The following is a 25505-nucleotide window of genomic DNA, read 5'->3' as shown; positions in this document are numbered from 1 at the left end:
GTGCGCAGGAGAGTTGCTACGTGCGACCGGGGAAGGGGGCGACGGCTCGGCACGGCAAGGAACGGGGCACCGACGGTGACCACATATTCGTTCGTGCTGTATGCCGCAGGAACCACGGAGCGGTCCACGGCCGCGTTGGCGAACTTACGGCTGCTGTGCTGTACGCACATCCCCAACCGCTTCGAGATCAAGGTGGTCGACGTCCTGGGCAAGCCCGAACTCGCCGACGAGGCACGGGTCTTCGCGACACCGACAGTGGTGCGCATGGCCCCGCCGCCGCGCCGCAGGGTGATCGGGGACCTCGCGGACACCGACCGCGCCGCAGCCGCGCTCGGGCTGCTCGGCGTGTGGAACGGGGCGGACCAGGAGAGCGGGGCGGACATGACCGGCGAAGACACGGCGAGGGGCTCATGAGCGGCGGCGGGGGCCCGGCTCGGCGAGCGGCCGGTGCGGCGCGCCTCGCCACCGGCATCAGCGGCTTCGACCAGCTCGCGCTCGGCGGCCTGCCGGACGGCCGCGCGACGCTCGTGGCCGGGACGACGGGCAGCGGAAAGACCCTGTTCGCCCTGGAGTTCCTGGCCCGCGGGGTGCTCTCCCACGACGAGCCCGGCGTCTTCGTCACCTTCGAGGAGACCCCCGAGGACATCCGCCGCAACGCGCTCTCGCTGGGCTTCACCGTGACCGACTGGGAGGCCGCGGACCGCTGGGTGTTCGTGGACGCCACGCCCGACCTCACCGAGGAGAGCCCCGTGATCGGGGCGTACGACTTCACGGCGGTGCTCGCCAGGATCCGGCGCGCCGTGGAGCGCACCGGCGCCCGCAGGGTCTCCCTGGACTCCCTCGACTCCGTCTTCCTGCGCTTTCCCGACACGGCGGTCGTCCGGCACGAGCTGCTGCGCATCGCCGCGGCCCTCGAAGCCCTCGGCGTCACCGCGGTGTTCACCTCGGAGCGCACCGACGGCAACAGCCTGAGCCCCGTGCGGCACAGCGTCGAGGAGTTCGCCCTCAACAACGTGATCATGCTGCGCAACACGCTGAACGAGGGGCGCAGACGGCGCACGGTCGAGATCGTCAAGTTCCGCGGGGCCCGGCACCGTACGGGCGAGTGGCAGTTCACCATCGATCCGGGTGCGGGCATCGTCGTCATGCCGATCGCGTATCTGCGCCCGCGCAGCAGGCCCACCCTGGAACGGGTGACGCTGGGCAACAAGGGGCTCGACGCCATGTGCCGCGGAGGCGTCTACCGCGACGCGGTCGTCATGCTCACCGGCCCCACCGGCACGGGCAAGACCCTCACCAGTCTGTTCTTCACGGCCGCCGCCCACGAGCGGGGCGAGCGCGCGCTGTTCCACTCCTTCGACGAGACGCCCGAGCAGCTGCATCGCAGTGCCCAGGGCTGGGGCCTCGACCTGAAGAAGCTCATCGGGGCCGGGACGCTTCGGCTGAACTCCGAGTACCCGGAGAGCGCCTCCATCGAGGAACACTTCATCCAACTCAAGCGCACCATCGACGAGTTCCGGCCGCACCGGGTCGCGATCGACAGCCTGTCCGCCCTGCAGCGCGTCGCGGGGCCGCGCGCCCTGCTCGACTTCGTGATCTCGCTGGGCGCCGTCCTGCAGTCGAACGAGATCACTACCTTGATCACCTCGGCGCCCACGTCGGCCGGACCCTCGGACGGCGCGGCGATCACGGTGGAGCTCGCCAGCCTCACCGACGTCAACCTGCTGCTGCGGTACGTGGAGCACGTCGGCGTCGTGCGCCGGGCCCTGGCCGTCCTCAAGACCCGGGGCACCGACCACGACCACCATGTGCGCGAGGTGTTCATCAACGAACGGGGCATGCGGGTCGGGGAGCCGATGCGCAGTGTCGCGCACATCTTCGTGGGCAGTGGCGTGGTGACGGGGCCGGGGACGGCGGAGCAGGGCGAGCACGCCACGGCGGACGCGGACCCGCCGGGCCCGGACGCCGTGGAGGGGAGCGGCGACCCGCGCGATGGCTGAGCCGGAACCGGAGGATCTCTACCGGGCCGTGCTGCACGCCTCGGCGGACGGGATCGTGGCGGTCGACGGCGCCGGGGTGGTACGGGCCTGCAACCCGGCCGCCGCCGCCCTCCTGGAGCGACCCCTGGCCGAGGTGATCGGCTCCGAGTTCGGCTTCCCGCTGGTGGCGGGCGAGTCCACCGAGGTCGTGCTCGTGCTGCCGGCCGGCGGGACCAGGACGGTGGAGATGCGTGTGACGGCCGCCCGGCTCGACGGCGAGCGGCTGTATGTGGCCGCGCTGCGCGACGCCACCCGCAGGCGCGAGGCCGAACTGGCCCTGGAGCACGCCCTGGAGGAGCGGACCGTGGTGGTCGCGGTGGCCGCGCACCAGCTGCACAACCCGCTCGCGGCGCTCGGCGCCCTCGTGCACGTCCTGCGGGAGGAACCGCCCGGCCTCACCGCCGAGCGCAGGACGGAGATCGTCGAGCGGATAGCGGAGCGCACGGCCCATCTCCAGTCGCTGGTACGGAAGTTGCTGACCGCGGCCCGCATCGACGGCCAGGTCCGGTCGGGTGGTCAGGGGCAGCCCGGCGCCGTCGAGCCCGACTCCGAGCCGGTGGGGCTGCTCGGTCTTCTCCTGGAACGGCTCGCGGAGGCCGACACCCGCGACATGGACCTGCGCATCGGCGTCCCGCCGGGGCTGACGGCCCTGGTCGACCGCCTCGCCTTCGCGGAGGTCATCGGCAACTACCTGGAGAACGCGGCCACTTACAGCCACGGACCCGTCACCATCACGGCGCGCGACACCGGGCACCGCATCGAGGTGCGCGTGGCCGACCAGGGGCCCGGCGTCCCCGAGTCCTTCGTGCCGCACCTCTTCGAGCGCTACCGCCGGGGCCCGCAGGCCGAGGCCCCGGGCACCGGCCTCGGGCTGTGGATCGCCCGCAGCCTGGCGCGCGCGGGCGGCGGCGACGCGTGGTACGAGCCGGGGCGGCCGGTGGGCGCGGTGTTCTGTGTGAGCGTGCGGCGGGCCGACAGCCGGTCGTAGGCGTGGCCTACCGCTGCTCGGCCACGACCGCGTACGCCTCGATCTCCATCAGGAACTCCGGCCCCACCAGCCCCGCGACCTGTACCGCGGAGGCGGCCGGGAGGCGGTCGGGGTCCAGGGCCTCGTTGCGCGCGGTGCGTATCGCGGGCATGTGGGCCATGTCCGTGACGAAGTACGTCAGCTTCACGACGTCCGCGAACGTGGCGCCCGCCGCCGCGAGGCAGCGGCGCAGGTTCTCGAAGACCTGGCGGGCCTGCGCCGTCGCGTCGCCCGCGCCGACGAGCTCGCCCCGCTCGTCCAGCGGGAGTTGACCCGAGACCGCGACGAAGCGGCCCGTGCCCATCACCACGTGCGTGTACGGGGTGGCGGGTGCGACGCCGTCGGGGGCGCTGATGTAGACCAGTTGACTCATGCGTCCATGCTGGACCATGGGTCTGACAGCGCCCCCGGCGGGCCTGTGCCGGGGGCAGGCGGTTCACCAGCGGCGGTTCGCGAGCACCGGCACGGTCTCCCGCGCCCGGGTCACCTCCCCGAGGTCGAGGTCCACCGTGGTGAAGTCCGGGCCGTCGCCGAGCTCCGCCCGGACCTCCCCGAGCGGGGACACCGCCAGGCTGCCGCCGACGCCCGTGGGCGCCGCCCCGGCCCGGGGCACGGCGGGTTCGGCCTGCCCGACGGCGACGACGAACGCCGTGGAGTCCAGCGCGCGGGCCCGGGCGAGGAGGGTCCACTGCTCGCGTTTGCCGGGCCCCGCTCCCCAGGAGGCGGGCACGACCGTCAACTGGGCGCCCCGGGCGGCGAGTTCGGTGAACAGGCCGGGAAAGCGGATGTCGTAGCAGGTCGCCACCCCGATCCGGATCCCGTCCAGGTCCACGGTCAGCGGCCGGTCGCCCGGGGCGACCGCGTCGGACTCACGGTGCCCGAAGGCGTCGTAGAGGTGGATCTTGTCGTAGGCGTCGAGCCGCCCGTCCGGGCCCGCCACGAGCACCGTGTTGCGCACCCGCTCGCCGTCCGCGGGCGTGAACATCCCCACGACGACGGTCAGTCGGCCGTCCCTCGCCAGGTCGCGCACCCGCGACGCCCACGTCCCGTCGAGCGGCTCGGCGACCGGACGCAGCGGCACGCCGAAGCGGCACATGGTGGCCTCCGGCAGCACCAGCAGCCGCGCCCCGGCCGCCGCCGCCCGGTCGACCTCCTTCGCCACCAGGGCCAGGTTGGCCTCCGGGTCCGCGGTGGCGGCGAGCTGGCCGAGCGCGACGCGCAGCACCGGCCCGGCCGCCGGTCCGGCCGCCGGACCCGCCGCCGACCCGGTCGCCGCCGCGGTCACGGCAGCGTCCGCAGTACGGCGGTCAGCCGCTCCAGCCCCGCCACCAGGTGCTCGTGCCGGGCCTGCGAGTAGGCGAGGCGCAGGTGGTCGGCGTACCGGCCCTGCTGGAGCGGGTCGTAGAAGGTGCCGACCGAGTAGACGACCCCGGCCTCCTCGGCCCGCTCGGCGAGCAGCCGGGCCGTCGCCGCGCCGCCCTTGACCCGCGCCCATACGAAGAAGCCGCCCGCCGGGTCGTCGAACTCCAGCTGGTCGCCGGCCTCGCGCAGGGCGCGCACGGTGAGGCCGGCCCGCTCGCGGTAGAGGTCCCGGCTGCGGCCGAGGAGTGCGTCGAACCAGCCGTCGCGGGAGAGCAGGGTGCGGGCGATGGCCTGGGAGAGCGTCGAGCTCTGGAAGTCCAGGCGGCGGCGCAGGTTGATGACGTGCGGCGCGAGCCACTCGGGCGCCACCAGCCAGCCGAGGCGCAGACCGGGGCCGAGCGTCTTGGCGAAGGTGTGGGCGACGACGACCCGGTCGCTGTCGAGCGGGAAGTCGGGCTCGGCCCGGCCGTCCGGCGAGAACGCCCGGTAGGGGTTGTCGGAGAGGACGAAGAAGCCGTAGCGCTCGGCGAGTTCGACGAGGCGCAGCCGCCGCGCGTGCGGCAGCAGGCCGCCGCCCGGGTTGTGGAAGTCCGGCACGGTGTAGACGGCCTTGGGGCGGAGGCCGCCGCGCAGCCGCTCCTCCAGGACGTCGACGTCGAGGCCGTGCGGGCCCACCGGGACCGGGTGGATGTCGGCGCCGGTCTGCTCGACGATGCGGATGGTGTCGGGGAAGACCGGGTCGTCGACCACGACCACGTCGCCCGGTTCGGCCACGGACTGCAGTGCCAGGGAGGTGCCGTGCAGCCCGCCGTTGGTGATGAGGATGCGCGCGGGGTCCACGCCCTCGCGGTCGGCGATGAGCCGGCGAAGCGCCGGGTCGCCCGCGTTGGGGCCGTAGGCGAGGGCCGGGCCGCCGGTGTCGGGCCCGGCGAGCAGGTCCTGGGTGACCTCGCGTATCTCGGCGAGCGGGAGCGCCTCGACGGCGGGGGCGCCGCCGACCAGGTTGACGAAGTCGGGTCCCGGCTTGCGGGCGGGCACGGCGTACGGCGAGGAGACGGAGAGGGCCGCGACGCGGCGGGAGACCAGGTCGGCGGGGGGCGGGGCGGGAGAGGCGGCGGCGGAAGGGGCGTGCGTGGTGAGGGCCGTGGTCATGCGGAGGTCCTTGTCGTGGTGGGTGTTGCGGGGTGTCGGGCGGGGGCGCCGGCGCGGCCGATGTGGCGCAGCGGCAGCCCGGTGGGGGTGAGGCCGAAGCCGGGGCCGGGGAGCGGGGCGGCCCGGTGGCGGACGCGGTCGACGGCGTACGCGGGCGTGGTGAGGTCCGGGGCGAACCACTCGTCCTGGCGGCCGGACTCGACGGCGACCAGGTCGGCCGCCCAGGCCGCGAGGAGCCGTCCGGCCGCCCACAGCGGGCCCACCTCGGCGACCTGCACGCCGAGTTGGCAGTGCAGGCCGAGCGCGCGGGCCCGTGCGAGCATCCGCAGGGCGCCCAGCGGGCCGCCGCACTTGGAGACGCGCACGTTGACGTACGTGGCCGCGGCGTGCGCGTGGGCGGAGTCGAGGTCGGCCGGTCCGACCGCCGACTCGTCCAGCATCACCGGACAGCCGGTGTCGCGCTGGACGCGGTGCAGCGTGGCCCAGTCACGGGGCCGGGTGGGCTCCTCCAGCCAGGAGACGTGGTCGGCGAGCAGGGCGGCGGCGCGCAGGGCGGTCGCCGGTTCCTCCCAGGCGCCGTTCGCGTCGACCGAGACGCTGGTGGCCGCCGGGTCGGTGAACTCCCGTACGCGACGCACCAGTTGCTGCGTCCCGTGCGGGTCGGGCAGGGCCTTCACCTTGATGTGGGTGAGGTGGGCGAGCGCCTCGGGGGAGAGGGCGCCGAGCAGTCGCTCCGGGCCCCGGCTGGAGTCGAGGACCAGCGCGGACGCCCGTATGCGCGGGGCGGATCCCAGGACTCCCGGGGCGGCCGCGAGCGCCAGGGCGTCCGCCGCGTCCCGGCCGTGGATACGGCACCAGGCGTCGAGCAGGGCCGTCTCCAGGGCGGCCGCCGCGGCGGGGGCCGGGCGCCCCGGGCTGCCCAGGGTGCCGGGCAGGTCGAGCGCGGCGAGGGCCCGTACGCCGTCCTCGAAGGAACCGGTGAACACGCCCTCCCAGTCCGGGGGTTCGGTGTTCAGGAGGGCCTGGGCCGCCGACGCCAGGTCCTCCCCGGTGACGTACGTGCGGGGCGCGCCCTCGCCCCAGCCGGTCGCGCCCGCGAGCGAGCAGCGGACCAGCACCGACGCGGAGGTGCGGCGCGCGTGGGCGGCGTGGGCGAAGGGGCGGGCCATGGGGACGCGGGCGGTGTAGACGTCGAGGGCGGGCCGCTCGGTCACGCGGCGCCCCCGATCGCCGTGGCGGCCAGCCAGTCCCAGTACGTGTGCCGGTCGGCGGAGAACTCGACGTAGTGCGCCGAGCCGGGCAGTTCGACCGGCGTGGCGTGCCGGGTGAGACCGGACAGCACCGTCCAGGAGGTGTCGAGGTCGATGATCGCGTCGTGGCCGGGACGGACGAAGTGCACCGGGCCCGTGACGCGCTCGTCCCAGGTGCCGCCGCGCATGTACACGTCCTCCAGCCACACCATCACCGAGCGCGTGGACGCGGTGATTTGACGCACCATCAGGGAGTCGTTGGCCATGAAGTCCAGGTACTCCGTGACGTCCGTGTAGTCGGCGTCGGTCAGGGACAGCGGCGTCGTGGCCAGGCCGCCGCCGGTGCGCAGGGCCGCCAGCGCGCCGGAGTCCTGCCGGGCCCGCTGCTGGCCCAGCGCCGGGGCGCAGAACACCAGCCGGGCGTCGGCGGGCACCAGGTCCCGGGTCACCAGGGCGGCCAGCACGCTGCCGCCGAAGCTCTGGCCGACGACGGTCAGCGGGATGCCGGGGGCGTGGGCGCGGACGTCCGCGAGGAGCCGGGCGTAGTCGTCGAGGACCTGTTCGGCGGAGGGCAGATGGCCGCGCGGGCCGGTGCTCGTCCCGCTGCCCCGGCGGTCGGCCGCGTGCACGGCGACGCCGCGGGCGGCCAGTTCAGGACCCGTCTCGAAGAGCCAGCCGGAGTGGCTCTGGATGCCGTGGACGTACACCACGGCGGCGCGGGCGGGGCCGTCGGGCAGCCAGGTGCGCAGGGACAGGACGGTGCCGTCGGCGGCGGTGAGTTCGGAGGTCACGGGGGTGGGGAGGGGAGTCGTGGTCATCGGGCGGCACCGGTCCCCTCGGCGGGGCTTCTGCGGTCGCTGAGGACGGCCGGTTCGGTGCTCGCGCGCAGCAGGCCGCGCTCCCGCAGGGCGTCAAGGAGGCCGGTGTCGCGCTGCAGCCAGTGGTGCTTGATCTGGTTGGAGGACGTGCCGCGGGCGCGCCTGCGCTCCTCGGCCCGGGCGAAGGCGCCCCAGTCGGCGGCGGTGATCTCGATCCGGCCGAGGCGCCGGGAGGCGCGCTTCTCGCCGTACTCGATGTTGATGCGGCGCAGCGCGGCATCCGCGGCGTGCGCGAACGCCTCCAGCTCGGCGGCGTCCAGCCCGGCCGCGCCCTCGACGACGACGTGGTAGCGCGGCGGGGCGCCCCACACCGGCACGCAGGTGAACAGGGGCCTGCCGCCGAGGCGTTCGGGCAGTGACTCGACGACGGCCTGGTGGACCTGTGTCTCGGTGAGCTTCTCGCCGGTGAAGGAGGCGCGGAAGCCGGCCCGCCCGGTGAACTCCAGGCGCGGCGTGGCGCCGTAGTGGCCGACGACCCGGTAGACGTCCCCGACGTCGTACCGCAGCAGCCCGTTGGCCTGGCTCATCACGAGGCGGTACTCCCGGCCGCTCTCCAGCTCGTCGAAGAGCAGCGTCTCGGCGTCCGGGGCGAGGGACTCGGCGCCGTCGGTGTCCTCGACGGGGACGAACTCGTACACGCCCTGGTCGACGGCGAGCGGACCGGCCGACGGGTGGCCGTCGACGGGCAGGGTCACGATGCCCTCGGTGCCGGTCGTGCTGAACGGCAGCCGCGGCACCCCGGGAAGGACCTCCTCCAGCCAGTCCCCGTACAGGGCGGCGGACGCGGAGTTCCAGGCCACGGCGAGCGAGAGGCCCGGCCACAGGTCGGTGAGGCCCGCGGCTCCGCCCCGCGCCTTCAGGACGGCGTCCAGTCGGTCGGCGGTCTCCCGGTCCGGGCCGAGCGCCGGATGCGGACGCCCGTTCAGTGTCCCGTCGCGCACGTCCGCGACCAGGCGCTCGCCGTGCGCGGCCAGGGTCTGTGCCAGGCTGATGATCTTCGACGGGTTCAGGGCGACCACGGCCCGTACGCCGGCGCCCGCGAGCAGCCTCACCTTCCGGTACAGGGCGGCGTCCCAGGGCTCCCCGGGGTCACCGATGAGCCATGGCTCGTCGTACCACGGCGGCAGCCAGTCGCGGGAGCTGACCGCGGCGGGGCGGCCGGAGATGCTGTACGCGGGCGGGCCGCCGTCCGGGCCGGGGCGGCTCGCGGTGCGCTCCCAGGACAGGTCGAGGACCTGCGGCAGATGCGCGGCGGAGGCGGGGCGTCCCGCGCGGGCGTCGGCGGCGGCGAGCGTCTCGAAGTACAGGCCCCACTGCGCGTACAGGGCGGGTCCGCGGTAGCGGTCGCGCCAATGCCGGGTGGTCGGGACGTGCTTGGGGGTGCCGCTGGAACCCGAGGTCTTCAAGTAGGCATACGGATGGCTGCGGGTGAGGACGGCGGGGCGGCCCTCGCGGGCGCGGGCCACGTACGGCTCGATGTCCTCGTACTGCTGGATGGGCACCGCCCGCCGCCAGGCGTCGAGCGTGCGGACCCGGGACAGCCCGTGCGTCCGCCCGAACTCGGTCGGCGCGCACTGGTCGAGAATGTCATCGAATACCGATCGGGCGGCGCCGATCGGATTCTCGAATAGTTTCCGTTGTATGTGCAGGGAATGCTGAGTGCGTATACCGAAAGAGTGGCAGGAGCAGGGAGTGGGAACGGCCTCGTGAGGCGACGGTAGAACATTGGTCAGATGCACTGCGGGTGCGGCAATGGCTGCCATGTCTGTCCTTGGGTGGGAGTCGCGGGTGCAGATGCAGAAATTATGTTGCTGCAGTTCAACCGCCAGGCGGCGCATAAAAGGCGCGGCGGCGCACGGTAGTGCGCGGAGGTGTGGCGGGATCAGCGGGAAAAGCGACAGGATGAGCGAGGACAGCTGCGGAAGAATTCCGCTGACGCTGCCCCCGGTCCGTCAGTTCCCTGTCGCATGACCACAATTATTTGTGGTCGGTGGTCGGCTCGTCAAGAAACTTCTGAGGGAAATCGGCCGCTACTGTTGCGTGCCGATGAAATCCCGTCCATTTCAGGCTCGGTGCGCCGCAGGGCGAGCCGCCGGTCGGCGAGGACGGCGGCAAGGGCCAGCAGCGTGACGGCCGTTCCGGCGCCGAGGAGGGTGCGCGGACCGAGTCCCATCAGGCTGCCGGCCACGGCGGTGCCCGCCGACGACACCGCCATCTTCAGGGCCCCCATCGACACATACACCTGCGCCCGTGCGGCGGGCGGCGCGTACACCGACCGCACCGCCAGCGTCGCCGTGAACAGCAGGGCGCTCGCGGCACCGGCGGCGGCGAACGCGGCCACCGCCAGGGCGTAGCCCGGCGCCACGGCACAGCAGGCCACCGCGCCCGCGCTCACCGCGACCAGCACGAGGGAGGTCCGCTCCGGCTCGCCCGGCAGCGGCACGATGCCGACCAGGACCGAGCCGCCGAGATAGCCGAACCCGTAGACCGCGGCGAGCGCGGCGCCCGCCCCCGCGCCCCCGCCGAGCTGCCGCCCCAGGGTGGTCGCGAGCACCGTGATGCCGCCCGCGACGAGCGCGGTGAGCGCCATCGCCAGCATGACGCGGCGCAGCGGTCCGACGGACGCGATGACGCGGAACGTCTGGCGGACGCGCAGGGGTTCGGCCCCGCGCCCGCCGGTGCCCCGGCCGGCCGGTTCGACGGCGGGCAGGCCGAGCACGGCGAACGCGGCGAGCACCGCCGTCGCGCCGAGACAGACCACGGCGCCGCGCGGTCCGAGGGCCGCGCCCGCGGCACCCACGGCCGCCGGGCCGAGCGTGTTGCCGATGCCGTACGTCGCCGAGTCCCAGCCCTCGGCCCGCCGTTGCGCCCGCGCCGCGAGCCCGTCCAGGGCGGCGAGCCGACTGCTCAGCCCGCCCGTGACCAGCGGCCCGCACAGCCCGGCGACACCGACGAGCACGGCCACGAAGGCGGCCGGGACCCGGCCGAGCGACAGCGCGGCCGCGGCCAGCGCGGCCCCGAACACGACGAAGGAGACGGCCAGTACCCGGCGCCCGTCGCGCGCCCGGTCGAGCACCCCGGCCAGCCACGGCCCGGCGACGTAGGGCGCGGTGAGCAGGGCGGCGAGCAGCCCGCCGAGTCCGGCGCCCCCGCTGCCCCGGACGGCCAGGCTGAACAGCCCGACGGCGGCGCCGCCGCTGGCGGTGCGGACGAGGGAGGCGGTGAGGAGGTAGCGGAGGAGAGTGGTGGTGGGGTGGGGGGTGGTGGACATGTCAGCGCCCGCCGCCCTGCGCCGCCACTGGTTCCGCTGCCGCTGCGTCTGCCCCTGCGTCTGCTCCTGCTCCTGCCCCTGCCCCTGCCCTTGCCCCTGCTCCTGTCAGCGCTCTTTCCGCCACGGCCGTCAGCGGGAAGCCGAGGCGTTTCTCGATGTCCCCGCGCACCCGCGCGCACTCCTCGGCTGCGCGGTCCGGGTCCGTGTCGAGCACGCGGATCAGGCCGAAGGGGTCGAAGTTGCCGTTCATGGCCCGGAGTCGGCCGCCCGGGACGGCGCGGCTGAAGCCGGAGTGCAGGCGCGGCCGGAACTCCTCGAACCAGTCGGCGGGCAGGTCGGCCGGTACGACGGTGTCGTGCGCGGCGGCCAGGAACGTGTGGCTGGCCGCCCGCCGCCAGGGCAGCGGACCCGAGGGCGTCGGCGCGCCCAGGAAGAGGTCGACCAGGATCTCGAAGAGGTTGCGGTCGGTGGCCAGGCGCACCGAGTCGGGCAACGAACCCCCGGAGATCCGCGGGTTGGTCTCGATCAGCCTGAACCCCCGTTCCGTACGCATGACTTCGACATGGAAGATCCCGAGGCCGAGCCCGAGCGCCCGGCACACCTCCGCCGCGTACGCGCCGAGTTCGGCCTCCTCCGCGGCCAGGAGCCCGGACGGCACCGTGCAGCCGAGCTCAAGGACCGGGTTGTCGCGGCCCATCTTGCGGCCCACCGCGACCAGCGGCGTGAACCGCTCCCCGTCGGCGGCGACCTCCACGGAGTACAGCTCGCCGACCGCGAGCTCCTCGACGATGTAGCGCTCGTCGAGCTCGGCGGCAAGGCCGGGCTCCATCGCGCGCAACTCCTCGGCGGCGGCAGCGAAGTGGGCCCGCAGCCCCGCCGCGTCCGCGACGATGCTGGTGACCGCCTTGCCGACGCCGGACACCGGCTTGATCACCACCGGATAGCCGATGGTGTCCGCGGCCCGCAGCGCCTCGGGGAGCGCGGTGACCACCGCGAAGCCCAGGCTGGGCACGCCCGCCGCCCGCAGGATCTCCCGGCAGCGCCCCTTGTCCCGGGCCGCGGCGGCACCCTCGTACGGCGTGCCGCGGGCGCCGAGCCGCTCGGCGAGCCGGGCGGCGGGCAGCACGCACAGCGACAGCGTGGAGAGCACGGCGTCCACGTCGCCGGGCCCCGTCCCGTGCTCGGCGAGCAGCGCGCGGAGCACCTCCGCGTCCTGCAGGTCCGGCGCGTACAGGGTGCGGTCGGCGAGCCGCTCGGCCTCGGCGCGCTCGGCGGGCGGGGTGATGAAGTCGTACAACGGTGAGCGGAGCAAGGTCACTTCGTGCCCCTGCCGCTTGGCGTACGCGATGGACTGCACGCCCAGCGCGGTGATCTCGACGAATACGAGGTGGGCCACCTCGGTCTCCCTTTGTTCGCGCCCGGCAGGCGGGCGTGGTGCGGACACGCGGGCGGTGAGAGGTGAGAGGTGAGGGTGGTGCGAGGAGACGGCTGCGGCAGTACGGCGCGGCGCGGTCGCGGCGAGGTTCAGGCCGGGCCGCGTGACAGCCACGAGAGCGGCCGTACGCGGATGAGGACCGAGCGCGCGGTGGCACCGGCGCTCCCGTCCACGAAGGCGTCGCCCGCCTCCACCCCCAGATACCGGTGCGCGAGCGCGCGGCGCTCCGCCTCGGTGGCGGGGGCCCGGAACTCCACGACGGACCCCTCGACGGTGACGTAGCTGCGCGGCGGCTCGGTGTCCTGCACACAGAGCGAGAGACGCCGGTGCCGCTCCAGGAGCCGGGCCTTGCGGCTGTCCAGCGGGGTGATCAGCGTGATGTCGCCGCCGGGCCGGTAGGCGTACCACATCGGCACCGACAGCGGTGCCCGGCCGTCCTCACCCGCGACGCTGACGACGGCCACGCGCACCTCGGCCAGGAACGCCTCGCGCTCCGCCGCTTCCATCGGCCGCATCCGTACGTCACTTCCCGTTCTCCCCCGCTCGCTCATGTCGTCCCAGCCTGCGGGGCACCCGGACGCGGGTCCAATAGACGTTTTCTCGCCCCCGATCACCGTTGCTTATCGGGTCCGCCGGGGTGACTGTGTGTACAGCCCATGAAGTCTGTACGGCACGGCTGGCCCGGCCGCACGGAGGCTTCTTAGGATGCCGTCATGGAGCTGCGCCGACTCAAGTACTTCGTGGTGCTGGCCCGGCACCGGCACTTCGGGCGGGCGGCCGCGGAGCTGAACATCGCGCAGCCCGGCCTGAGTCAGCAGATCAAGGTCCTGGAGCAGGAACTGAAGGTGTCCCTGCTCGACCGCACCCCGCAGGGTGTGACCCTGACCCCGGCAGGCCAGGCGCTGCAAGACGGCGCCGAACCACTCCTCACGGCGGCCGGTGAACTCGCCGACCGGGTGCGGGCGGTGGCCGACGGCAGACACGGGCGGCTGCGGCTCGCCTACTCGCGATCGGGCGCCGACGACCGGGTCACCGGCCTGATCCGCGCCTTCCGCAAGGACCACGACGACGTCGCGGTCTCGGTCACCACCGGCATGTCGTCCTGGTGCCTGCGGCGCCTGGCCGACGGCGACCTGGATGCCGCCTTCGTGCGCGGGGTGATCCGCGAACCGGGCATCGAGGCCACGGTCATGGCCGAGGAGGAAGCCGCCGTGATCACGCCCCCCGGCCACCCCCTCGCGGACCGCGACCGCCTCACCCGCCGCGACCTGCGCGGACTGCCGGTCGTGCTGTGGCCGAGGGAGGCGGGCCCGGTCCTCTACGAGGAGCTCCTCGCCGACGTCTGGCCGGACCGGCCGCCGCACATCGTCGCCGAGGAGCCGGACTTCGAGCAGGTCGTGGCGTCGGTCGCCGAGGGGACCGGAGTCTCGGTGATGGACCTCGGCCGGGCCCGCAAACTCTGCCCGCCCGAGGTCACGATCCACCGCTTCACCGAGACCCCGCCCCGCTACGCCGTCTCTTTCGTGCGGCGCGCGGAGGACCCGAATCCCGTACTCGCCAGGTTCGCGGAGTACGTGACCGGAGCGGAGCCTGAATCGTGTCGCTGACGCGATGATGGGCATACATCAAACTGGTACAGGGGTCATGCTTGGTGCATGTCCATGAAGCGCACCAACGTCTACGCGGACCCCGAGGACCTGGCGATCATCAAGGAGGCCGCCAAGCGCCGAGGCATGAGCGAGGCCGAGATCATCCGCCAGGGCATTCACCTTGCGGCCATGGCGAACCGGGTCTGGGACGAGCCGCTGTTCTCGCGGACTTTCGAAGGTTCTGGGCGCACGCCGTCCACGTCGGAGGTCCGGGAGGTAGTCGCCGACTCTGTCCGGCGTGAGACCGACTCAGGTCCCGGAACACTCAGCGGCCAACGAGGCGATCATGGCGGCCGGCTTGCTGGTGATGTCTCCGCTGTTGCTGGCTGAATTCGATCACGTCGCCACACGTGAGCTTGGCAGGGAAGCCGCTCTCAGCGCGGTCGACGATCTGCGGCGCTGGATGAGCCGGGGATGTGTGGTCATGCCGGAGATCACTGAGGACCACCTGGGTGCCGCCCAGTCCGTCCGTGTCCGCTACCGCGCGCTGGACCTGGACTTGGACCTCGCCGATGCGGTGAACGTGGCGCTTGCCGCCGACTACGACACGGACGCGATCCTCACCCTCGACCGACGAGCCTTCCGGGCCGTCCGTCCGTTGGGTCACCACAAGGCGTTCCGGGTGCTCCCGGACGACCTCCCGCTCTGATGCGGAATCTTCTGTAACCAAGTCCCCGGCATCGCGAGGGATCTGCAGGCCCCAGGTCCTCCTCTACCGGGGGCCTGCAGGAGAGCGGGTGGCGCCGAATCGACTTCGCGCCCTCAGCCCCGGAACCCGAGCAGCCCGTGCAGGGCCGCCCCGCCCGTGGACCCGGACGAGGGCCCGGACGAGCCCCTCGTGCTCAGGGGCTTCGGGTCCGGGAGTTTCGCGCAAACCGCGTCGATCTCGCCGCCGCTGCGCGGCACCTTGCCGGTGTCGAGGTACGTCGCCAGGTACTTGTCCAGGCACGCGTTGCCGCTGAGCGTGATGCCGTGGTTGCCGCCGCCCTGCTCGACGACCAGGCTCGAGCCGCGCAGCAGTTGGTGCATCCTGACGCCGCCGCCGTACGGGGTGGCCGCGTCGTCCGTGGCCTGGAACAGCAGCACCGGTGGCAGCGACGAGTTGCTGACGTCGGCCTGCTTCAGCGGGGGCACCGACCAGTACAGGCACGGCAGGTTGTACCAGGCGTTGTTCCACGTGGTGAACGGCGCCTTCGCGTGCACCTTCGTGTTGTCCTGGCGCCAGTGGTTCCAGTCGCGCGGCCACCAGGCGTCCCGGCACTGCACGGCCGCGTAGACGCTGTAGCCGTTGTCACCGGAGGCGTCGATCGCGGCGAAGTTCTCGTACGCCTCGACCAGTGGGTCCGCGTCGTGCTTGTTCACGTACGCGGAGAACGCCTCGGCCAGATACGGCCAGTAGCCGTTGAAGTAGCCGCCGGGCAGATACGTGTCCTCCAGCTCGCCCGCGCCGACCTTGCCGCCCGCGGGCTTCTTGGTGACCGCCTTCCGCATGGCGTACCACTTGGCCTCGATCTTCGCCGGGTCCTTGCCCAGCTTGTACGTCGCGTCGTACTTGGCGACCCACGCCATGAACGCCTGGTGCCGGGCGTTGAAGGCGTAGTCCTGGTCGAGGTTGTCCCGGTACCAGACGCCGTCGGGGTCGACGATCGAGTCGAGCACGAGACGACGGACGTGGTGCGGGAAGTACTTCGCGTAGACCGCGCCCAGGTAGGTGCCGTACGAGTAGCCGAAGTAGTTGAGCTTCTTCGCGCCGAGCGCCGCCCGGATCAGGTCCAGGTCCTTGGCGGTGCTCACCGTGTCGATGAACGGCAGGATGTCGCGGTACTTGTCGTCGCAGGCGTTGGCGAAGGACGCCGCGCGCTTCTTGTTCGCCTGCTCGATCTCCTTCGTCGTCGGCACGCTCGGCGGCCGCACCGGGTCGAAGTGGCCCGGCTTGCAGTCGAGCGCCGGCTCGCTCTTGCCGACGCCGCGCGGGTCGAAGCCGATGACGTCGTACTGCGCGGCGACCTTCTTCGGCAGGTTCTTCGCCACGAACCCGGCGAGCGTGAGCCCGCTGCCGCCGGGGCCGCCCGGGTTCACCAGGAGCGGGCCCTGGGACTTCTTCGCGGCGTGCGGGATGCGGGACAGGGCGAGGGTGATCTGCCGCCCCGCGTGGTCGGCGTGGTCGAGCGGCACCTTCAACGACGCGCACTGCAGCGCCGGATAGTCCGCCGTACCGCACTTCTTCCAGGTCAGGTGCGTGGTGGTGCGCGAGGTCGACCGGTCTGGCTCGGCATCGGCGCCCGCGGCCGTGGTCGTCACGACCATGCCCGCGGTGAGCGCGGCGATCCCGCACAGAGCGACTGCGCGTTTCTTCATCTGGCCTCCCCAGACGGAGGGTTGGGGCCGCGGGTGCCGCGGCCCTGGCCGCATCGTCCCGGAATCGGCGTCCCGGAAGGAGGGATTCAAAGGGATTCGGTCTGAAATCGCCTGCTACCAACGGGACTGACCACCGCTGTGCTCACGGTTTACTCGCGCATGTCGTTGCGGAGAGTTAGCCTGCTGGCCCACCGCTGTGACGGAAACGGACGGGGGCGCTGTGAGCGATGGGGTCGAGCGGATACGGCTTGATGACGGCACGGTGATCTGGGCCAGGATCGGGGAGGCGGACGGCCCGGCGCACGGGGGGCGGCAGCACGCGGGACAGCAGCACGCGGGACAGCAGGACGGGGGGCAGCAGGACCGCGGGGGATATCAGGACACCGGCAGTGGCGGGTACCAGGACACCGGCAGCGGGGGGTACCAGGACACTGGCGCGGGCGATCGCGTCCTCGCCATGGCCGACGGGCTCTCCGACGTCGTCGGGGGAGTGGTGCGGTCCCTGCGCGCCGGACTGGCACCCGCGGGGCCGGAGCCGGACACCGCGGGGCGCACCGGGCCCGTCGAGGTCGCGGTGAACTTCGGCATCGAACTCTCCGCCCAGTCAGGGAAGATCGTCGGCGTCCTCGCGAGCGCGGGCGGACGGGCCACCCTCTCGGTCTCGCTGACCTGGACCGAGCACGGGCCGTCTGCGCCGGGGGTCACCCAGGTGCCCCCGTCGCCGCAGGGCAGCGCCGGGTGAGCCCCCTGCACGCGCTCGTGCGCCGTTCGATCGCGCGCATCGAGGCGCCGCACGACGGGTATTCCCCGCACGGTGACCACCACCGGGGCAGTTACTGGGGCAGCGGCTTCTTCATCGCCCCCGGCTGGTTGCTGACCTGCGCCCATGTCGTGGGAAAGGGGGGCGGCCCGGTGTGGCGGAACGAGCACGCCGTCGGCGTCACCTGGGAGGGCGGCACCACGACCGGCAAGGTCGTCCTCGCCAAACCCCGGCCGGAGCAGCGGACACCGGGCCGGCCGAACTGGGACTTTCCCGACCTCGCCCTGGTGGAGGTGCCCGCGGCGATGGACGCGTCCTGCGTCTGGCTGAGCGAGCGGCCCCCCACGATTCCCGGGCCCATCTCCTCGTACGGCTGGTCGATGGAGACCGGCGAGCTCGCGCTGCGGCAGGCACTCGGCGAGAGCCACGGCCTCGACGGCGAAGCGGTGCTGTTCGGCGGGAGCCGGCTCGTCGACGGGGCGTCGGGCGGGCCGGTGGTCGATCTGGCGAGCGGTGCGGTGATCGGGCTCAACAAGGGCCGCGGGGAGGGCGAGGGCGCGGTGGTGCCGGTCTCGGCGCTGCGCGAGCTGTACGACCTGCCGGGCGGACACGTCCTGCACGAGGTGATGCGGGAGCACGACCGCCACCACCTGGGGCGGCTCGGCAACCTCCTGGAGAAGGCGTGCTGGCCGCGGATCCAGGCGCGGTTCAGCCGCCCGGGCCCCGCCGTGTTCGCTCCCGTGCCGCGGGCGCATCTGTACGGCGGTCTCGCCCAACTCCCGCCGCCGCGGCGCCCGGTGGAGGTGAAGGACCTCGTCGAAGAAGTCAAGGCCCGGATGCTGCAGGACGACTACCTGCCCCTGCTGAACGAGGAGCACCCGCGCACCTGGCGCGAGGGCGCCGGGAAGCTGCACGGCCTGCCGGACCTGCTGGGCACCACCGCCGGACCCGCACGCGACCTCGAAGCCGTGCTCCTGTACGCGGCAAAGGTGGTGGGCCATCTCGACCGCACCCGCCGCGAGGACGCGGACCCCGTCGCCCTGCGCGAAGTCGCCCGCCTGGTCATGGGGCAGGCCGAGTCCGCGCACCAGGTGATCCGCGAGGAGATCGTGGAGATCGTGCGGCCGCTCCTCGCCGACGAGGGCGAGCGTGCGGACGCGCCCGCGCCCACGGCGGTGCCCGCGCAGCCGCAGGACCCGACGACCCGCGTCGACGTCCGCATCGAGATCGGCGACGAGGTCTACGGCCGCTACCCGTGGCGGGTGCTGCTGCTCCGGGACGGGCGGGTCGAGAGATCCGTCCGCGACGACGACCGGGGCGTGCCCCGGGCCCGCCTCGAGGACGCCCTCCGCGAATGGCTGGCCTACGCGCTCAGCCACGGCGACCGCGGCGAGCACCTGGCCGCCGTGGAGGCCCTGCTGCCACCGCAGTTGTTCGACCTGCCGATCGACATGTGGCGACTGCGCGCCGCGGACCCCGACGGCACCGACGGCACCGACGGCGCGATCGGTGCCGCGGACCCCTTCGACGAACACTCGCTGCCCCTCGGCCTGCGCCGCACCGTCGTCATCCGGGCCCGGCGCCGCAGCGAGTTACCGGCCAGCCCCGAACGGCGCCGCCTCTGGGCCGCCGCCGAGCGCGGTCCGCTCACCGCCGTGCCGATGCGCCGCGAGGTCGTCGCCCACGGGCACGCGCCCGGCGTCCGCAAGGAGAGCAGACTGGCCGCGTACGACCGGCTCTCGGACCCGGAGCGCGACGGCGCCGACGGCTGCGTCCCCGTCTACTGCGGCCCGGTCGGCGGCGGTGACGGCTGCGTCGCCATGTCGGCCACCCTGGCGGCGGGCCATCCGCTGGCCCTGTGGCGCCGGGACGGGCGCGACCACGAGGACTGCCAGGAATTCCGCGTCAAAGCGGGGGAACTCCTGGAAAAGGCGGGCCGCGCCGACGGCCTGCACCGCCACATCCGCAGGCTGCGCATCCAGAACGCCGACCCGGACGCCGAGCCGGAGACCAGGGCGAGCAGCGGCTGGGCACGCAACATCGCCGTGCTCCTGGATCCGGCCGACCACGAGCCGTACGGAGGGGGGCAGATGGCGCCGCCACCGATCGCCGGGACGTAGCACCGAGGGCCGAGACGCAGATGTGACGGTTGGTCAAAGAGCGTTCGGTAAAAGACTGTTCATAGTGAGCAACGCAGCGCGAAGGAAGCGCGAAGGAAGCGCGAAGGATGCTCGGCAGGCAGGTGCGCGGGACGGTAACGTCGTACGCCGCACGCGCTGTGCCCGCCGCATGATCACCAGAGCCGGGAGGAGCCCACGGTGAACGATTGGCGGATCTACCGCGGAGTCGGAGAGCCGCATGACGGGTTGCGGCGCCTGCCCCCGCCGCCCCCCTGGCGCGACTTCGCCGCGGCGGCGGCCGGACCGGATGCCGCCACCGCCGATCCCACCACCGCCCGCAGGCTCGGCTTCCGGCGCCGCCTCGTGGAGAACTACGCGCCCCGGCCCGCCGAGACGGACGCCGTCAACGCGGCGCTCTATCTGCGCCGCCCGCTCCTCGTCACCGGCAACCCCGGCAGCGGCAAGTCCACGCTCGCCTACGCGGTCGCCCACGAGCTGGGCCTCGGCCGGGTCCTGCGCTGGCCCATCGTCAGCCGTACGACCCTCCAGGACGGCCTCTACCGCTACGACGCCATCGGCCGCCTCCAGGACGTCCAACTGGAGCGCGCACAAGGGCAGTCGGGGGACTCGGTCGCGGCGGCCGCCCCCTCCGGCATCGGCTCCTACATCCGGCTCGGCCCGCTCGGCACCGCCCTGCTGCCCTCCGAGCAGCCCCGCATGCTGCTCATCGACGAGCTCGACAAGAGCGACCTCGACCTGCCCAACGACCTCCTGAACGCCCTGGAGGAAGGCGAGTTCGCGATACCGGAGCTGGAGCGCATCGCCGACCGGGAGCCCGAGGTGGAGGTCCTCACCGACGACGGCCGCAAGGTCACGGTCCACGGCGGCCGGGTCGCCTGCACGGCGTTCCCCTTCATCGTGCTCACCTCGAACGGCGAACGGGACTTCCCCGCACCGCTGTTGCGCCGCTGCGTCCAGCTGGAGCTCGAACCGCCCGGCGAGGAACAGCTCACCGCGATGGTCGAGGCGCACCTCGGCGGCGAGAGCATCACCGAGAGCCGCGACCTCATCGACCGCTTCCTCGACCGCGAACCGGGCGAGATCATCGCCGCCGACCAGCTCCTCAACGCCCTCTTCCTCACCCAGCACGCCCCGCACGCCGAGCGCCTGACCCGCGAGCGCATCGCGGACCTGCTCCTGCAGCCCCTCGACCGTTCGAGGTGAGCCGGATGCGCCGGGTGCGTCTGGGAGAGCTCGTCGGCAGGCTGCGCGGCGGCGGCCTCGAACCCACCGCCGAGCAGGTCGCGGACGCCGTGTGGCTGGCCCAGTGGCTCCCGCACGGGCCGGGCCCGGCCACCCCCGGCCCCGGCGACCCCGACGCGCCGTCCGCACACCCGGACGAGCGGCCCGACGCCGCCCGCGACGCACCGCGCCCGCCCGGCGCCCGGACGGACCCCGACCACGGGTCCGCGCACCGGCCCGCGCGCGGCACCGCTTCCGGCACGGTCCCGCTCCACCTCCCCGCCGATGCCTCCCGCACCGACCGCACCGACACCGCCGACGGCGAACCCGCCTTCCGGGTGCGCGCACCGGCCGCGGCCGCGCTGCCCGGACTGCTCGGCCTGCAGCGGGCGTTGCGGCCCCTGAGCCGCTACGGCGCCGCCCCGGCCCGCCCCGGCGACGGCAGGCTCGACGAGGAGGCGACCGCCCAGCGCACCGCCATGACGGGCGTTCTCGCCCCCGTACTCGGCGCCGCCCGCCGCCACCGCGCCGATCTGCACCTGCTCATGGACACCGGCCCGGCGATGGCCGTGTGGGAGCGGATGGTCGAGGAGCTGCGCCAGGCGTGCGAGCAGTCCGGCGTCTTCCGTGACGTCCAGGTCCACCAGCTCCACGCCCCGCCGGGCACGGGCGACGAGGCGCCCCTCATCGGCACCGCGTCGGGCCCCGGCCGCCACACCCGGCTGCGCCCGGCGGACCAGTTCCACGACCCCACGGGCCGCCGTCTCACCCTCGTCGTCAGCGACTGCGTGGGCCCGCTGTGGCAGCGCGGCAGCGCCCAGCGCCTCCTGCACGGCTGGCCGCGCGCCGCCCCGCTGGCCGTCGTCCAGCCGCTGCCGCCCCGGCTGTGGGGCCGCACGGCGCTCCCCGCCGAACCCGGCCTGCTCGTCCGCGCCGCCGAGCCCGGCGGCCACACGACGTTCCAGCCGGACGAACCCCCCTGGCTGGAACAGGAGTTGAGCGACGGCAACCGGAGGGTGACGGAACGCCCGGTGCCGGTCCTGCAGCCGACCCCGGAGGCGTTCGCGGCCTGGGCACGGCTGCTGTCGGGGCCGGGCGGCGGCGCGGAGCGTGTGTGGGCGGCGCGGGTGAGGCCGCCGCGGACGCTCGGCCGGGGGGCGGAGGAAGCGACTGTTGCTGAGGCTGCGTTGAGGGCAGGGGCAGGGGCAGGGGCAGGGGCAGGGGCCAGGCCCGCAGCCGCCGCCGTGGCCGGGCGCAGCGCCGAGGAGTCGTTGCGGGCCTTCAGAGCCACCGCGTCACCCGGCGCGGTCCGTCTCGCCGTGCACCTGGCGGCGGCCCCGCTCGTGCTGCCCGTCATGCAGCTCGTCCAGCGCGCCATGGTGCCCGACACCGGGCCGACCGAGCTCGCCGAAGTGCTCCTGGGCGGGCTGCTCCAGCAGCTGCCCGGTACCGAGTCGCGCCCCTGCTTCGTCTACCCGGAGCGGACCCAGGAGCTCCTGCTCGCCTCCCTCAACCGCGACGTGGCGGGCCTCGTCCTCAAGCACTGTTCCGCTTACGTGGAGCGGCACTTCGGCAAGGGCACCCGTAACTTCGCGGCCCTGGCCGCCGCCCGCCTCGCCGGTCAGGAACCGGACCAGGACGCTGCGCGGCCCGCCGACGGGGACGCGCCCCACCGGGTGGCGGGCGGCGTCGAGTCCGAGCTCTTCGCGCAGATCCCCGCACGCGTGCTGGGCTTCTACCGCCCCGAGCGCGAGGCCCCTCCGGGCGGCGGCGCGGGACCGACGCCCGTCGCCGCGGCCGCCGACGCCGTCGCGAAGGCGCGGCGTCTGCTCGGGCAGTGGCGCGAGCAGGGCGACCCGTCCGCCCTGCGCCGGGCCAAGGACAGCGCGCGGGCGGCCCTGCGGGACAGCGCGGGAGAAGTGACGCGACGTCAAGGAGACGCCATGCGTGCCGGAATCGTGCTCGGTCAGGTCCTGCGGGCGGAGGCGGGCACCGCATCGGTGCGGGGCGCCGAGCAGCGCGTCGCCCTGCTGCGCGAGGCCGTCGAGGTCCTGGCACAGGCCCGCGGCGCCGCCGCTCCGGGCAGTGCCGAACGCGCCGAGTCCTCCCTCGAACTCGCCGCCGTGCACCACGAGTTATGGAAGCTCACCGACGACGGCGCCCACCTGCGCGCGGCCCTCGACGTCCTCGCGGGACCGGCGGACGAGTGGCCCGAAGCCTCCCGCAGGACACTGCGGCTGCGCCGCGGCACCCTGCTCCTGGCCGACGGGCAGCCGGCCGCCGCCGTACCCGAACTGCAAGCGGGCTGCGCCCTGTTGGAGGCGGAGGAAGCCCCCGACTCCGCCCGCTGTCCCCCCTTGCTCGACCTGGCCGAGGCCCTGCGCGCAGGCGGCGCGGCCCCCGCCGAGACCGCCGCCGTGCTCGCCCGCGCCGAAGAGGCCGCGGGCGGCGAACCGGAGCTGCGCCTGCGCGTCCTCGCCGCCCAGGCATCCCTGCACGACGCGAACGGCGACCACTCCGCGGCCGACCACTGCTACGAGGCGGCGTCCCGCCTCGCCGCACCCGACAGCCCCGCCCGCTCCACCCTGCTCACCGCATGGGGCGAGTCCCTGCTGCGGCGCGCCGCGGCGCCGGAGGGCGGGGCGGTCGTCGACCGCGCGGAGCGGGTGCTGCGCGAGGCCCTCACCGCGCTGCCCGCCCGCTCCCCGGCGCGCGGCCGCCTCCAGGGCCTGGTCGGCAGCGCCCTGGCCCAGCGCTTCCGCCATCTCGGCTTCCTGCCGGACCTGTTCGAGAGCCGCCACCTGCTGCGGCAGGTCGTACGCGGCGCCGCCGACCTGCGCGTACGGGCGGAAGCCTGGCTGCAGTTGGGGCGCGTCGCCCTGGAGGTGTGGCGCCGGGCGGGGGCACCCGTACGGGCGGACGCGCTCCAGGCGTACCGGCAGGCCGAGGAGGACGCCCTGGAGGCGTACGGCGAGGACAGGCCCGGTGCGGTGACGGTCGCCCGCGCGCTGCACGGGCAGGGCGCGGTCCTCGCCCTGATGGGCCGCCCCGACGCGGCCCGCGGACGGTACGAGGCGGCGGCCGCCCAGTGGCAGCGTCTCGTCGCGCAGCTCCACGAAGTCGACTGGGCCGATGTGGAGTTGACGCGCCGCCGGGCCCGGGAGCCGGAGGTGGCACAGGCCGTTCCCGTGGGCGCGGACCAGTGGCAGGAGGACGACTGGAACCGGGCGTCGCCACCGTGGTGGCCGTGGGGCGGGGGAGCCTGACGTGGCGGGCCGAGAGGCGACCGGAGTTGTGTCGAACAGGTTTCTGCTTCTCCGGCCTCGGGAAGATAGGTGCAGTCGCCAGGGGCGCCCGGAAGGGGCGTCGGCAGGGAGGAGCCGAGGGTGGGGGAGCAGAGGGACAGGGTGGTCCGCCCCGATCAGGACGCCGGACAGCCTGCGCTCTTGCCTGATCTCTCCGGCGTTGATTTGCGGGCATTGCGTGCCATGGAGGACCCGGTGCTCGCGGCGGCGGTGGAACGGATCCTCGCGCGGCCTGGGGCACTGGGGGATTCGTGGTGGTCGAACGAAGGCGACTGACCATAGGGCAGGGCCAGTTGAGCGTCCATTTTCAGTCAGATGCGAGGGGATGCCGCAGGGTGGCGGAGGAGCAGGATGTCAGTGACACCCTTCACCCCCGCGGTGCTTGCCTGCGCCGCTAGTACCCGCCCCGTGCCGGGCGGTGTCGCGGCACTGCGTGCCGGAGTTCATGCCCAGCGGCTGTTGCTCCTCAAGTCCCTGCTGGCTCGAGTAGACATACGGCGCGGAGGACTGGAGCCGGCGGTACGCCAACGCTTCGAGCGCGACTGGCGGGTACTGGAGTGGGTGGAGCGGGCCGATCGTACGGCTGTCCGTGACGTCATCGACTACCCCATGACCGGTGCATGGCTGGCCCAGGTGCTCGCGGCACCTGAAGGCCCTGGCCTGGAGCGTGATCTCGCCCACCTGGGCGGGGTCGCCGCGGCCGCAGCCGTACGAGTCGGCCGTCGCTTCGACCTCACGGTGAGCGCGCCCGCCTTCACCCTGGCACTGCCGGGCTTGGGTGTCATGCACTGCCCAACAGGACAGGCGCGACTGCGCATTGGCTCACGACGCGTCAGGATCACCGACGGGGAGGGCCGTGGCGGGGTGGTGCTGACCAGGAGTCGGGCGATGAGACGGTACGAGTCGGGGAGCCCCATGGGGGGCGGTCCGGGCTGGTCCGGGCTGCGGCCCCTTCCCGGCAGTACGGTCATGTTCGACGATCTGGACCCTTACCGGGTCTCGCCGCACGGCGTCGGCCCGGTCGCCCGTCCTGCCCTCGAGCGTCCGGATTCCGCGGACGGGCTCTGGGCCGAGCGTTGGCGGGCCGCCACGCAACTCCTCTGGCGGACCGACTCCGAGCGAGCCGACGAGGTCGTGGCTGTGCTGCGGGTGGTGGTGCCGATCACGGCCGACGACCGGAGCGACCACGGCGAGGCGTCCAGCGCCACTCTGCGCTCGGCTCCCGGGGCGATGCTGGCCTCCCTGCCCACGTCGGCGGAGGAGATGGCGGAGATCCTGGTCCATGAGGCGCACCACACGAAGCTTGCAGTGATCCAGGAAGTCGTGCCGCTGTGCCGACGGGTGAGCGGGGCGATCCACAGCGTCGGCTGGCGCCCCGACCCCCGCCCCGTCCCTGCGGTGCTGCAGGGTGCGTACGCCCACCTGGCGCTCACTGATCTGTGGAGCCGGGCGCGAGATGCGGCAGGCGCCCCGGAGGCGTGGCGACAGCGCGCCGTGGAGCGGTTCGAGAGGTACCGGGACCACGTCGGCGAAGCCTTGTCCATCCTGCTCGAGTCCGATGAACTGACCCTTGCGGGGCGTGAGTTCGTCCGAGAAATGGAAGGGCACCACGTGAGTCTCGGCACGCAGACCCGCATTCGTGGGTGACACTGTGTCA

The 25505-nt window shown here is 73.8% G+C and carries 21 protein-coding genes and 1 pseudogene; 12 read left to right on the top strand and 10 right to left on the bottom strand.

What is annotated here, in order from left to right:
- Positions 1 to 75: 75 nt before the first annotated feature.
- From ACQB60_RS09175 to ACQB60_RS09165, 3 genes are read left to right on the top strand one after another with little or no spacing between them, the layout of a single operon-like run.
- Positions 76 to 414, top strand: coding sequence for a circadian clock KaiB family protein (locus ACQB60_RS09175; protein ID WP_496925333.1), 339 nt, complete (start codon positions 76 to 78; stop codon positions 412 to 414).
- Positions 411 to 2000: a circadian clock protein KaiC gene (gene kaiC / locus ACQB60_RS09170; protein WP_496925332.1), complete on the top strand. Its 1590-nt coding sequence runs from the start codon at positions 411 to 413 to the stop codon at positions 1998 to 2000. Before ACQB60_RS09175 ends, kaiC begins: the two co-directional genes overlap by 4 nt.
- Entirely contained in the window at positions 1993 to 3027 is a 1035-nt protein-coding gene (locus tag ACQB60_RS09165) for a PAS domain-containing sensor histidine kinase (RefSeq protein ID WP_496925331.1), read from the top strand. The genes kaiC and ACQB60_RS09165 overlap by 8 nt, the downstream gene beginning before the upstream one ends.
- Positions 3028 to 3034: 7 nt before the next feature.
- Here the strand turns inward: ACQB60_RS09165 and ACQB60_RS09160 are convergent, their stop codons facing one another.
- From ACQB60_RS09160 to ACQB60_RS09120, 9 genes are all read right to left on the bottom strand, one after another.
- Entirely contained in the window at positions 3035 to 3439 is a 405-nt protein-coding gene (locus ACQB60_RS09160; RefSeq protein WP_496925330.1) for a RidA family protein, read from the bottom strand.
- Positions 3440 to 3502: 63 nt separating this feature from the next.
- The gene (locus ACQB60_RS09155; RefSeq protein ID WP_496925655.1) at positions 3503 to 4288 is read right to left on the bottom strand and encodes a carbon-nitrogen hydrolase family protein; all 786 of its coding nucleotides are present in this window, start codon (positions 4286 to 4288) and stop codon (positions 3503 to 3505) included.
- Positions 4289 to 4347: 59 nt separating this feature from the next.
- Positions 4348 to 5580 (bottom strand): aminotransferase-like domain-containing protein, encoded by a 1233-nt coding sequence (locus ACQB60_RS09150; protein WP_496925329.1) that lies wholly within the window; start codon positions 5578 to 5580, stop codon positions 4348 to 4350.
- Positions 5577 to 6794 (bottom strand): enolase C-terminal domain-like protein, encoded by a 1218-nt coding sequence (locus ACQB60_RS09145; RefSeq protein ID WP_496925328.1) that lies wholly within the window; start codon positions 6792 to 6794, stop codon positions 5577 to 5579. Before ACQB60_RS09145 ends, ACQB60_RS09150 begins: the two co-directional genes overlap by 4 nt.
- On the bottom strand, positions 6791 to 7648 hold the full coding sequence (locus ACQB60_RS09140) for an alpha/beta hydrolase (protein WP_496925327.1): 858 nt from the start codon (positions 7646 to 7648) through the stop codon (positions 6791 to 6793). The genes ACQB60_RS09145 and ACQB60_RS09140 overlap by 4 nt, the downstream gene beginning before the upstream one ends.
- Positions 7645 to 9471, bottom strand: a complete 1827-nt coding sequence (locus tag ACQB60_RS09135) for a GH3 auxin-responsive promoter family protein (RefSeq protein ID WP_496925326.1) — start codon at positions 9469 to 9471, stop codon at positions 7645 to 7647. Before ACQB60_RS09135 ends, ACQB60_RS09140 begins: the two co-directional genes overlap by 4 nt.
- 239 nt (positions 9472 to 9710) lie before the next feature.
- Positions 9711 to 10979 (bottom strand): MFS transporter, encoded by a 1269-nt coding sequence (locus ACQB60_RS09130; protein WP_496925325.1) that lies wholly within the window; start codon positions 10977 to 10979, stop codon positions 9711 to 9713.
- A 1-nt stretch (position 10980) separates the two neighbouring features.
- Positions 10981 to 12375, bottom strand: coding sequence for an ATP-grasp domain-containing protein (locus ACQB60_RS09125; protein ID WP_496925324.1), 1395 nt, complete (start codon positions 12373 to 12375; stop codon positions 10981 to 10983).
- 128 nt (positions 12376 to 12503) lie between these two features.
- Positions 12504 to 12965: a pyridoxamine 5'-phosphate oxidase family protein gene (locus tag ACQB60_RS09120; protein WP_496925323.1), complete on the bottom strand. Its 462-nt coding sequence runs from the start codon at positions 12963 to 12965 to the stop codon at positions 12504 to 12506.
- Positions 12966 to 13127: 162 nt separating this feature from the next.
- Here ACQB60_RS09120 and ACQB60_RS09115 point away from each other — a divergent pair, with 162 nt between their 5' ends.
- From ACQB60_RS09115 to ACQB60_RS09105, 3 genes and pseudogenes are all read left to right on the top strand, one after another.
- Positions 13128 to 14021, top strand: a complete 894-nt coding sequence (locus ACQB60_RS09115; RefSeq protein WP_496925322.1) for a LysR family transcriptional regulator — start codon at positions 13128 to 13130, stop codon at positions 14019 to 14021.
- A gap of 48 nt (positions 14022 to 14069) precedes the next feature.
- Positions 14070 to 14327, top strand: a pseudogene (locus ACQB60_RS09110) (ribbon-helix-helix domain-containing protein); the annotation flags it as partial.
- A gap of 22 nt (positions 14328 to 14349) precedes the next feature.
- Positions 14350 to 14712, top strand: a complete 363-nt coding sequence (locus ACQB60_RS09105; protein ID WP_496925321.1) for a PIN domain-containing protein — start codon at positions 14350 to 14352, stop codon at positions 14710 to 14712.
- Between the two features lie 113 nt (positions 14713 to 14825).
- Here ACQB60_RS09105 and ACQB60_RS09100 read toward each other — a convergent pair whose 3' ends face one another.
- A complete protein-coding gene (locus tag ACQB60_RS09100; protein ID WP_496925320.1) occupies positions 14826 to 16421 on the bottom strand; it encodes an alpha/beta hydrolase in 1596 nt (531 codons plus the stop codon).
- Positions 16422 to 16641: 220 nt separating this feature from the next.
- Here ACQB60_RS09100 and ACQB60_RS09095 point away from each other — a divergent pair, with 220 nt between their 5' ends.
- The 6 genes from ACQB60_RS09095 to ACQB60_RS09070 all read left to right on the top strand — a co-directional run bounded on the left by ACQB60_RS09095 (position 16642) and on the right by ACQB60_RS09070 (position 25495).
- Positions 16642 to 17163 (top strand): CU044_2847 family protein, encoded by a 522-nt coding sequence (locus tag ACQB60_RS09095; RefSeq protein ID WP_496925319.1) that lies wholly within the window; start codon positions 16642 to 16644, stop codon positions 17161 to 17163.
- Positions 17160 to 19301: a VMAP-C domain-containing protein gene (locus ACQB60_RS09090; RefSeq protein ID WP_496925318.1), complete on the top strand. Its 2142-nt coding sequence runs from the start codon at positions 17160 to 17162 to the stop codon at positions 19299 to 19301. The genes ACQB60_RS09095 and ACQB60_RS09090 overlap by 4 nt, the downstream gene beginning before the upstream one ends.
- 198 nt (positions 19302 to 19499) lie before the next feature.
- A complete protein-coding gene (locus ACQB60_RS09085) occupies positions 19500 to 20525 on the top strand; it encodes an AAA family ATPase (protein WP_496925317.1) in 1026 nt (341 codons plus the stop codon).
- 5 nt (positions 20526 to 20530) lie between these two features.
- The gene (locus ACQB60_RS09080; RefSeq protein WP_496925316.1) at positions 20531 to 23809 is read left to right on the top strand and encodes an SAV_2336 N-terminal domain-related protein; all 3279 of its coding nucleotides are present in this window, start codon (positions 20531 to 20533) and stop codon (positions 23807 to 23809) included.
- Between the two features lie 180 nt (positions 23810 to 23989).
- Positions 23990 to 24124, top strand: a complete 135-nt coding sequence (fxsA, locus tag ACQB60_RS09075; RefSeq protein ID WP_496925315.1) for an FxSxx-COOH cyclophane-containing RiPP peptide — start codon at positions 23990 to 23992, stop codon at positions 24122 to 24124.
- 75 nt (positions 24125 to 24199) lie between these two features.
- Positions 24200 to 25495, top strand: a complete 1296-nt coding sequence (locus ACQB60_RS09070) for an aKG-HExxH-type peptide beta-hydroxylase (protein ID WP_496925314.1) — start codon at positions 24200 to 24202, stop codon at positions 25493 to 25495.
- Positions 25496 to 25505 lie beyond the last annotated feature (10 nt).

The organism is Streptomyces odontotermitis (assembly GCF_050510915.1).
In the GTDB taxonomy this organism is placed as follows: Bacteria; Actinomycetota; Actinomycetes; order Streptomycetales; family Streptomycetaceae; genus Streptomyces.
This window is presented reverse-complemented; position numbering and strand designations above follow the sequence as displayed.

What these genes read in the sequence shown, in the direction of transcription:
- ACQB60_RS09140 (WP_496925327.1), bottom strand. Translation starts at nt 7,648, where the DNA reads ATGACCACGACTCCCCTCCCCACCCCCGTGACCTCCGAACTCACCGCC.
- ACQB60_RS09165 (WP_496925331.1), top strand. Translation starts at nt 1,993, where the DNA reads ATGGCTGAGCCGGAACCGGAGGATCTCTACCGGGCCGTGCTGCACGCC.
- ACQB60_RS09135 (WP_496925326.1), bottom strand. Translation starts at nt 9,471, where the DNA reads ATGGCAGCCATTGCCGCACCCGCAGTGCATCTGACCAATGTTCTACCG.
- ACQB60_RS09080 (WP_496925316.1), top strand. Translation starts at nt 20,531, where the DNA reads ATGCGCCGGGTGCGTCTGGGAGAGCTCGTCGGCAGGCTGCGCGGCGGC.
- kaiC (WP_496925332.1), top strand. Translation starts at nt 411, where the DNA reads ATGAGCGGCGGCGGGGGCCCGGCTCGGCGAGCGGCCGGTGCGGCGCGC.
- ACQB60_RS09130 (WP_496925325.1), bottom strand. Translation starts at nt 10,979, where the DNA reads ATGTCCACCACCCCCCACCCCACCACCACTCTCCTCCGCTACCTCCTC.
- ACQB60_RS09070 (WP_496925314.1), top strand. Translation starts at nt 24,200, where the DNA reads ATGTCAGTGACACCCTTCACCCCCGCGGTGCTTGCCTGCGCCGCTAGT.
- ACQB60_RS09100 (WP_496925320.1), bottom strand. Translation starts at nt 16,421, where the DNA reads ATGAAGAAACGCGCAGTCGCTCTGTGCGGGATCGCCGCGCTCACCGCG.
- ACQB60_RS09120 (WP_496925323.1), bottom strand. Translation starts at nt 12,965, where the DNA reads ATGAGCGAGCGGGGGAGAACGGGAAGTGACGTACGGATGCGGCCGATG.
- ACQB60_RS09160 (WP_496925330.1), bottom strand. Translation starts at nt 3,439, where the DNA reads ATGAGTCAACTGGTCTACATCAGCGCCCCCGACGGCGTCGCACCCGCC.
- ACQB60_RS09105 (WP_496925321.1), top strand. Translation starts at nt 14,350, where the DNA reads ATGGCGGCCGGCTTGCTGGTGATGTCTCCGCTGTTGCTGGCTGAATTC.
- ACQB60_RS09150 (WP_496925329.1), bottom strand. Translation starts at nt 5,580, where the DNA reads ATGACCACGGCCCTCACCACGCACGCCCCTTCCGCCGCCGCCTCTCCC.
- ACQB60_RS09115 (WP_496925322.1), top strand. Translation starts at nt 13,128, where the DNA reads ATGGAGCTGCGCCGACTCAAGTACTTCGTGGTGCTGGCCCGGCACCGG.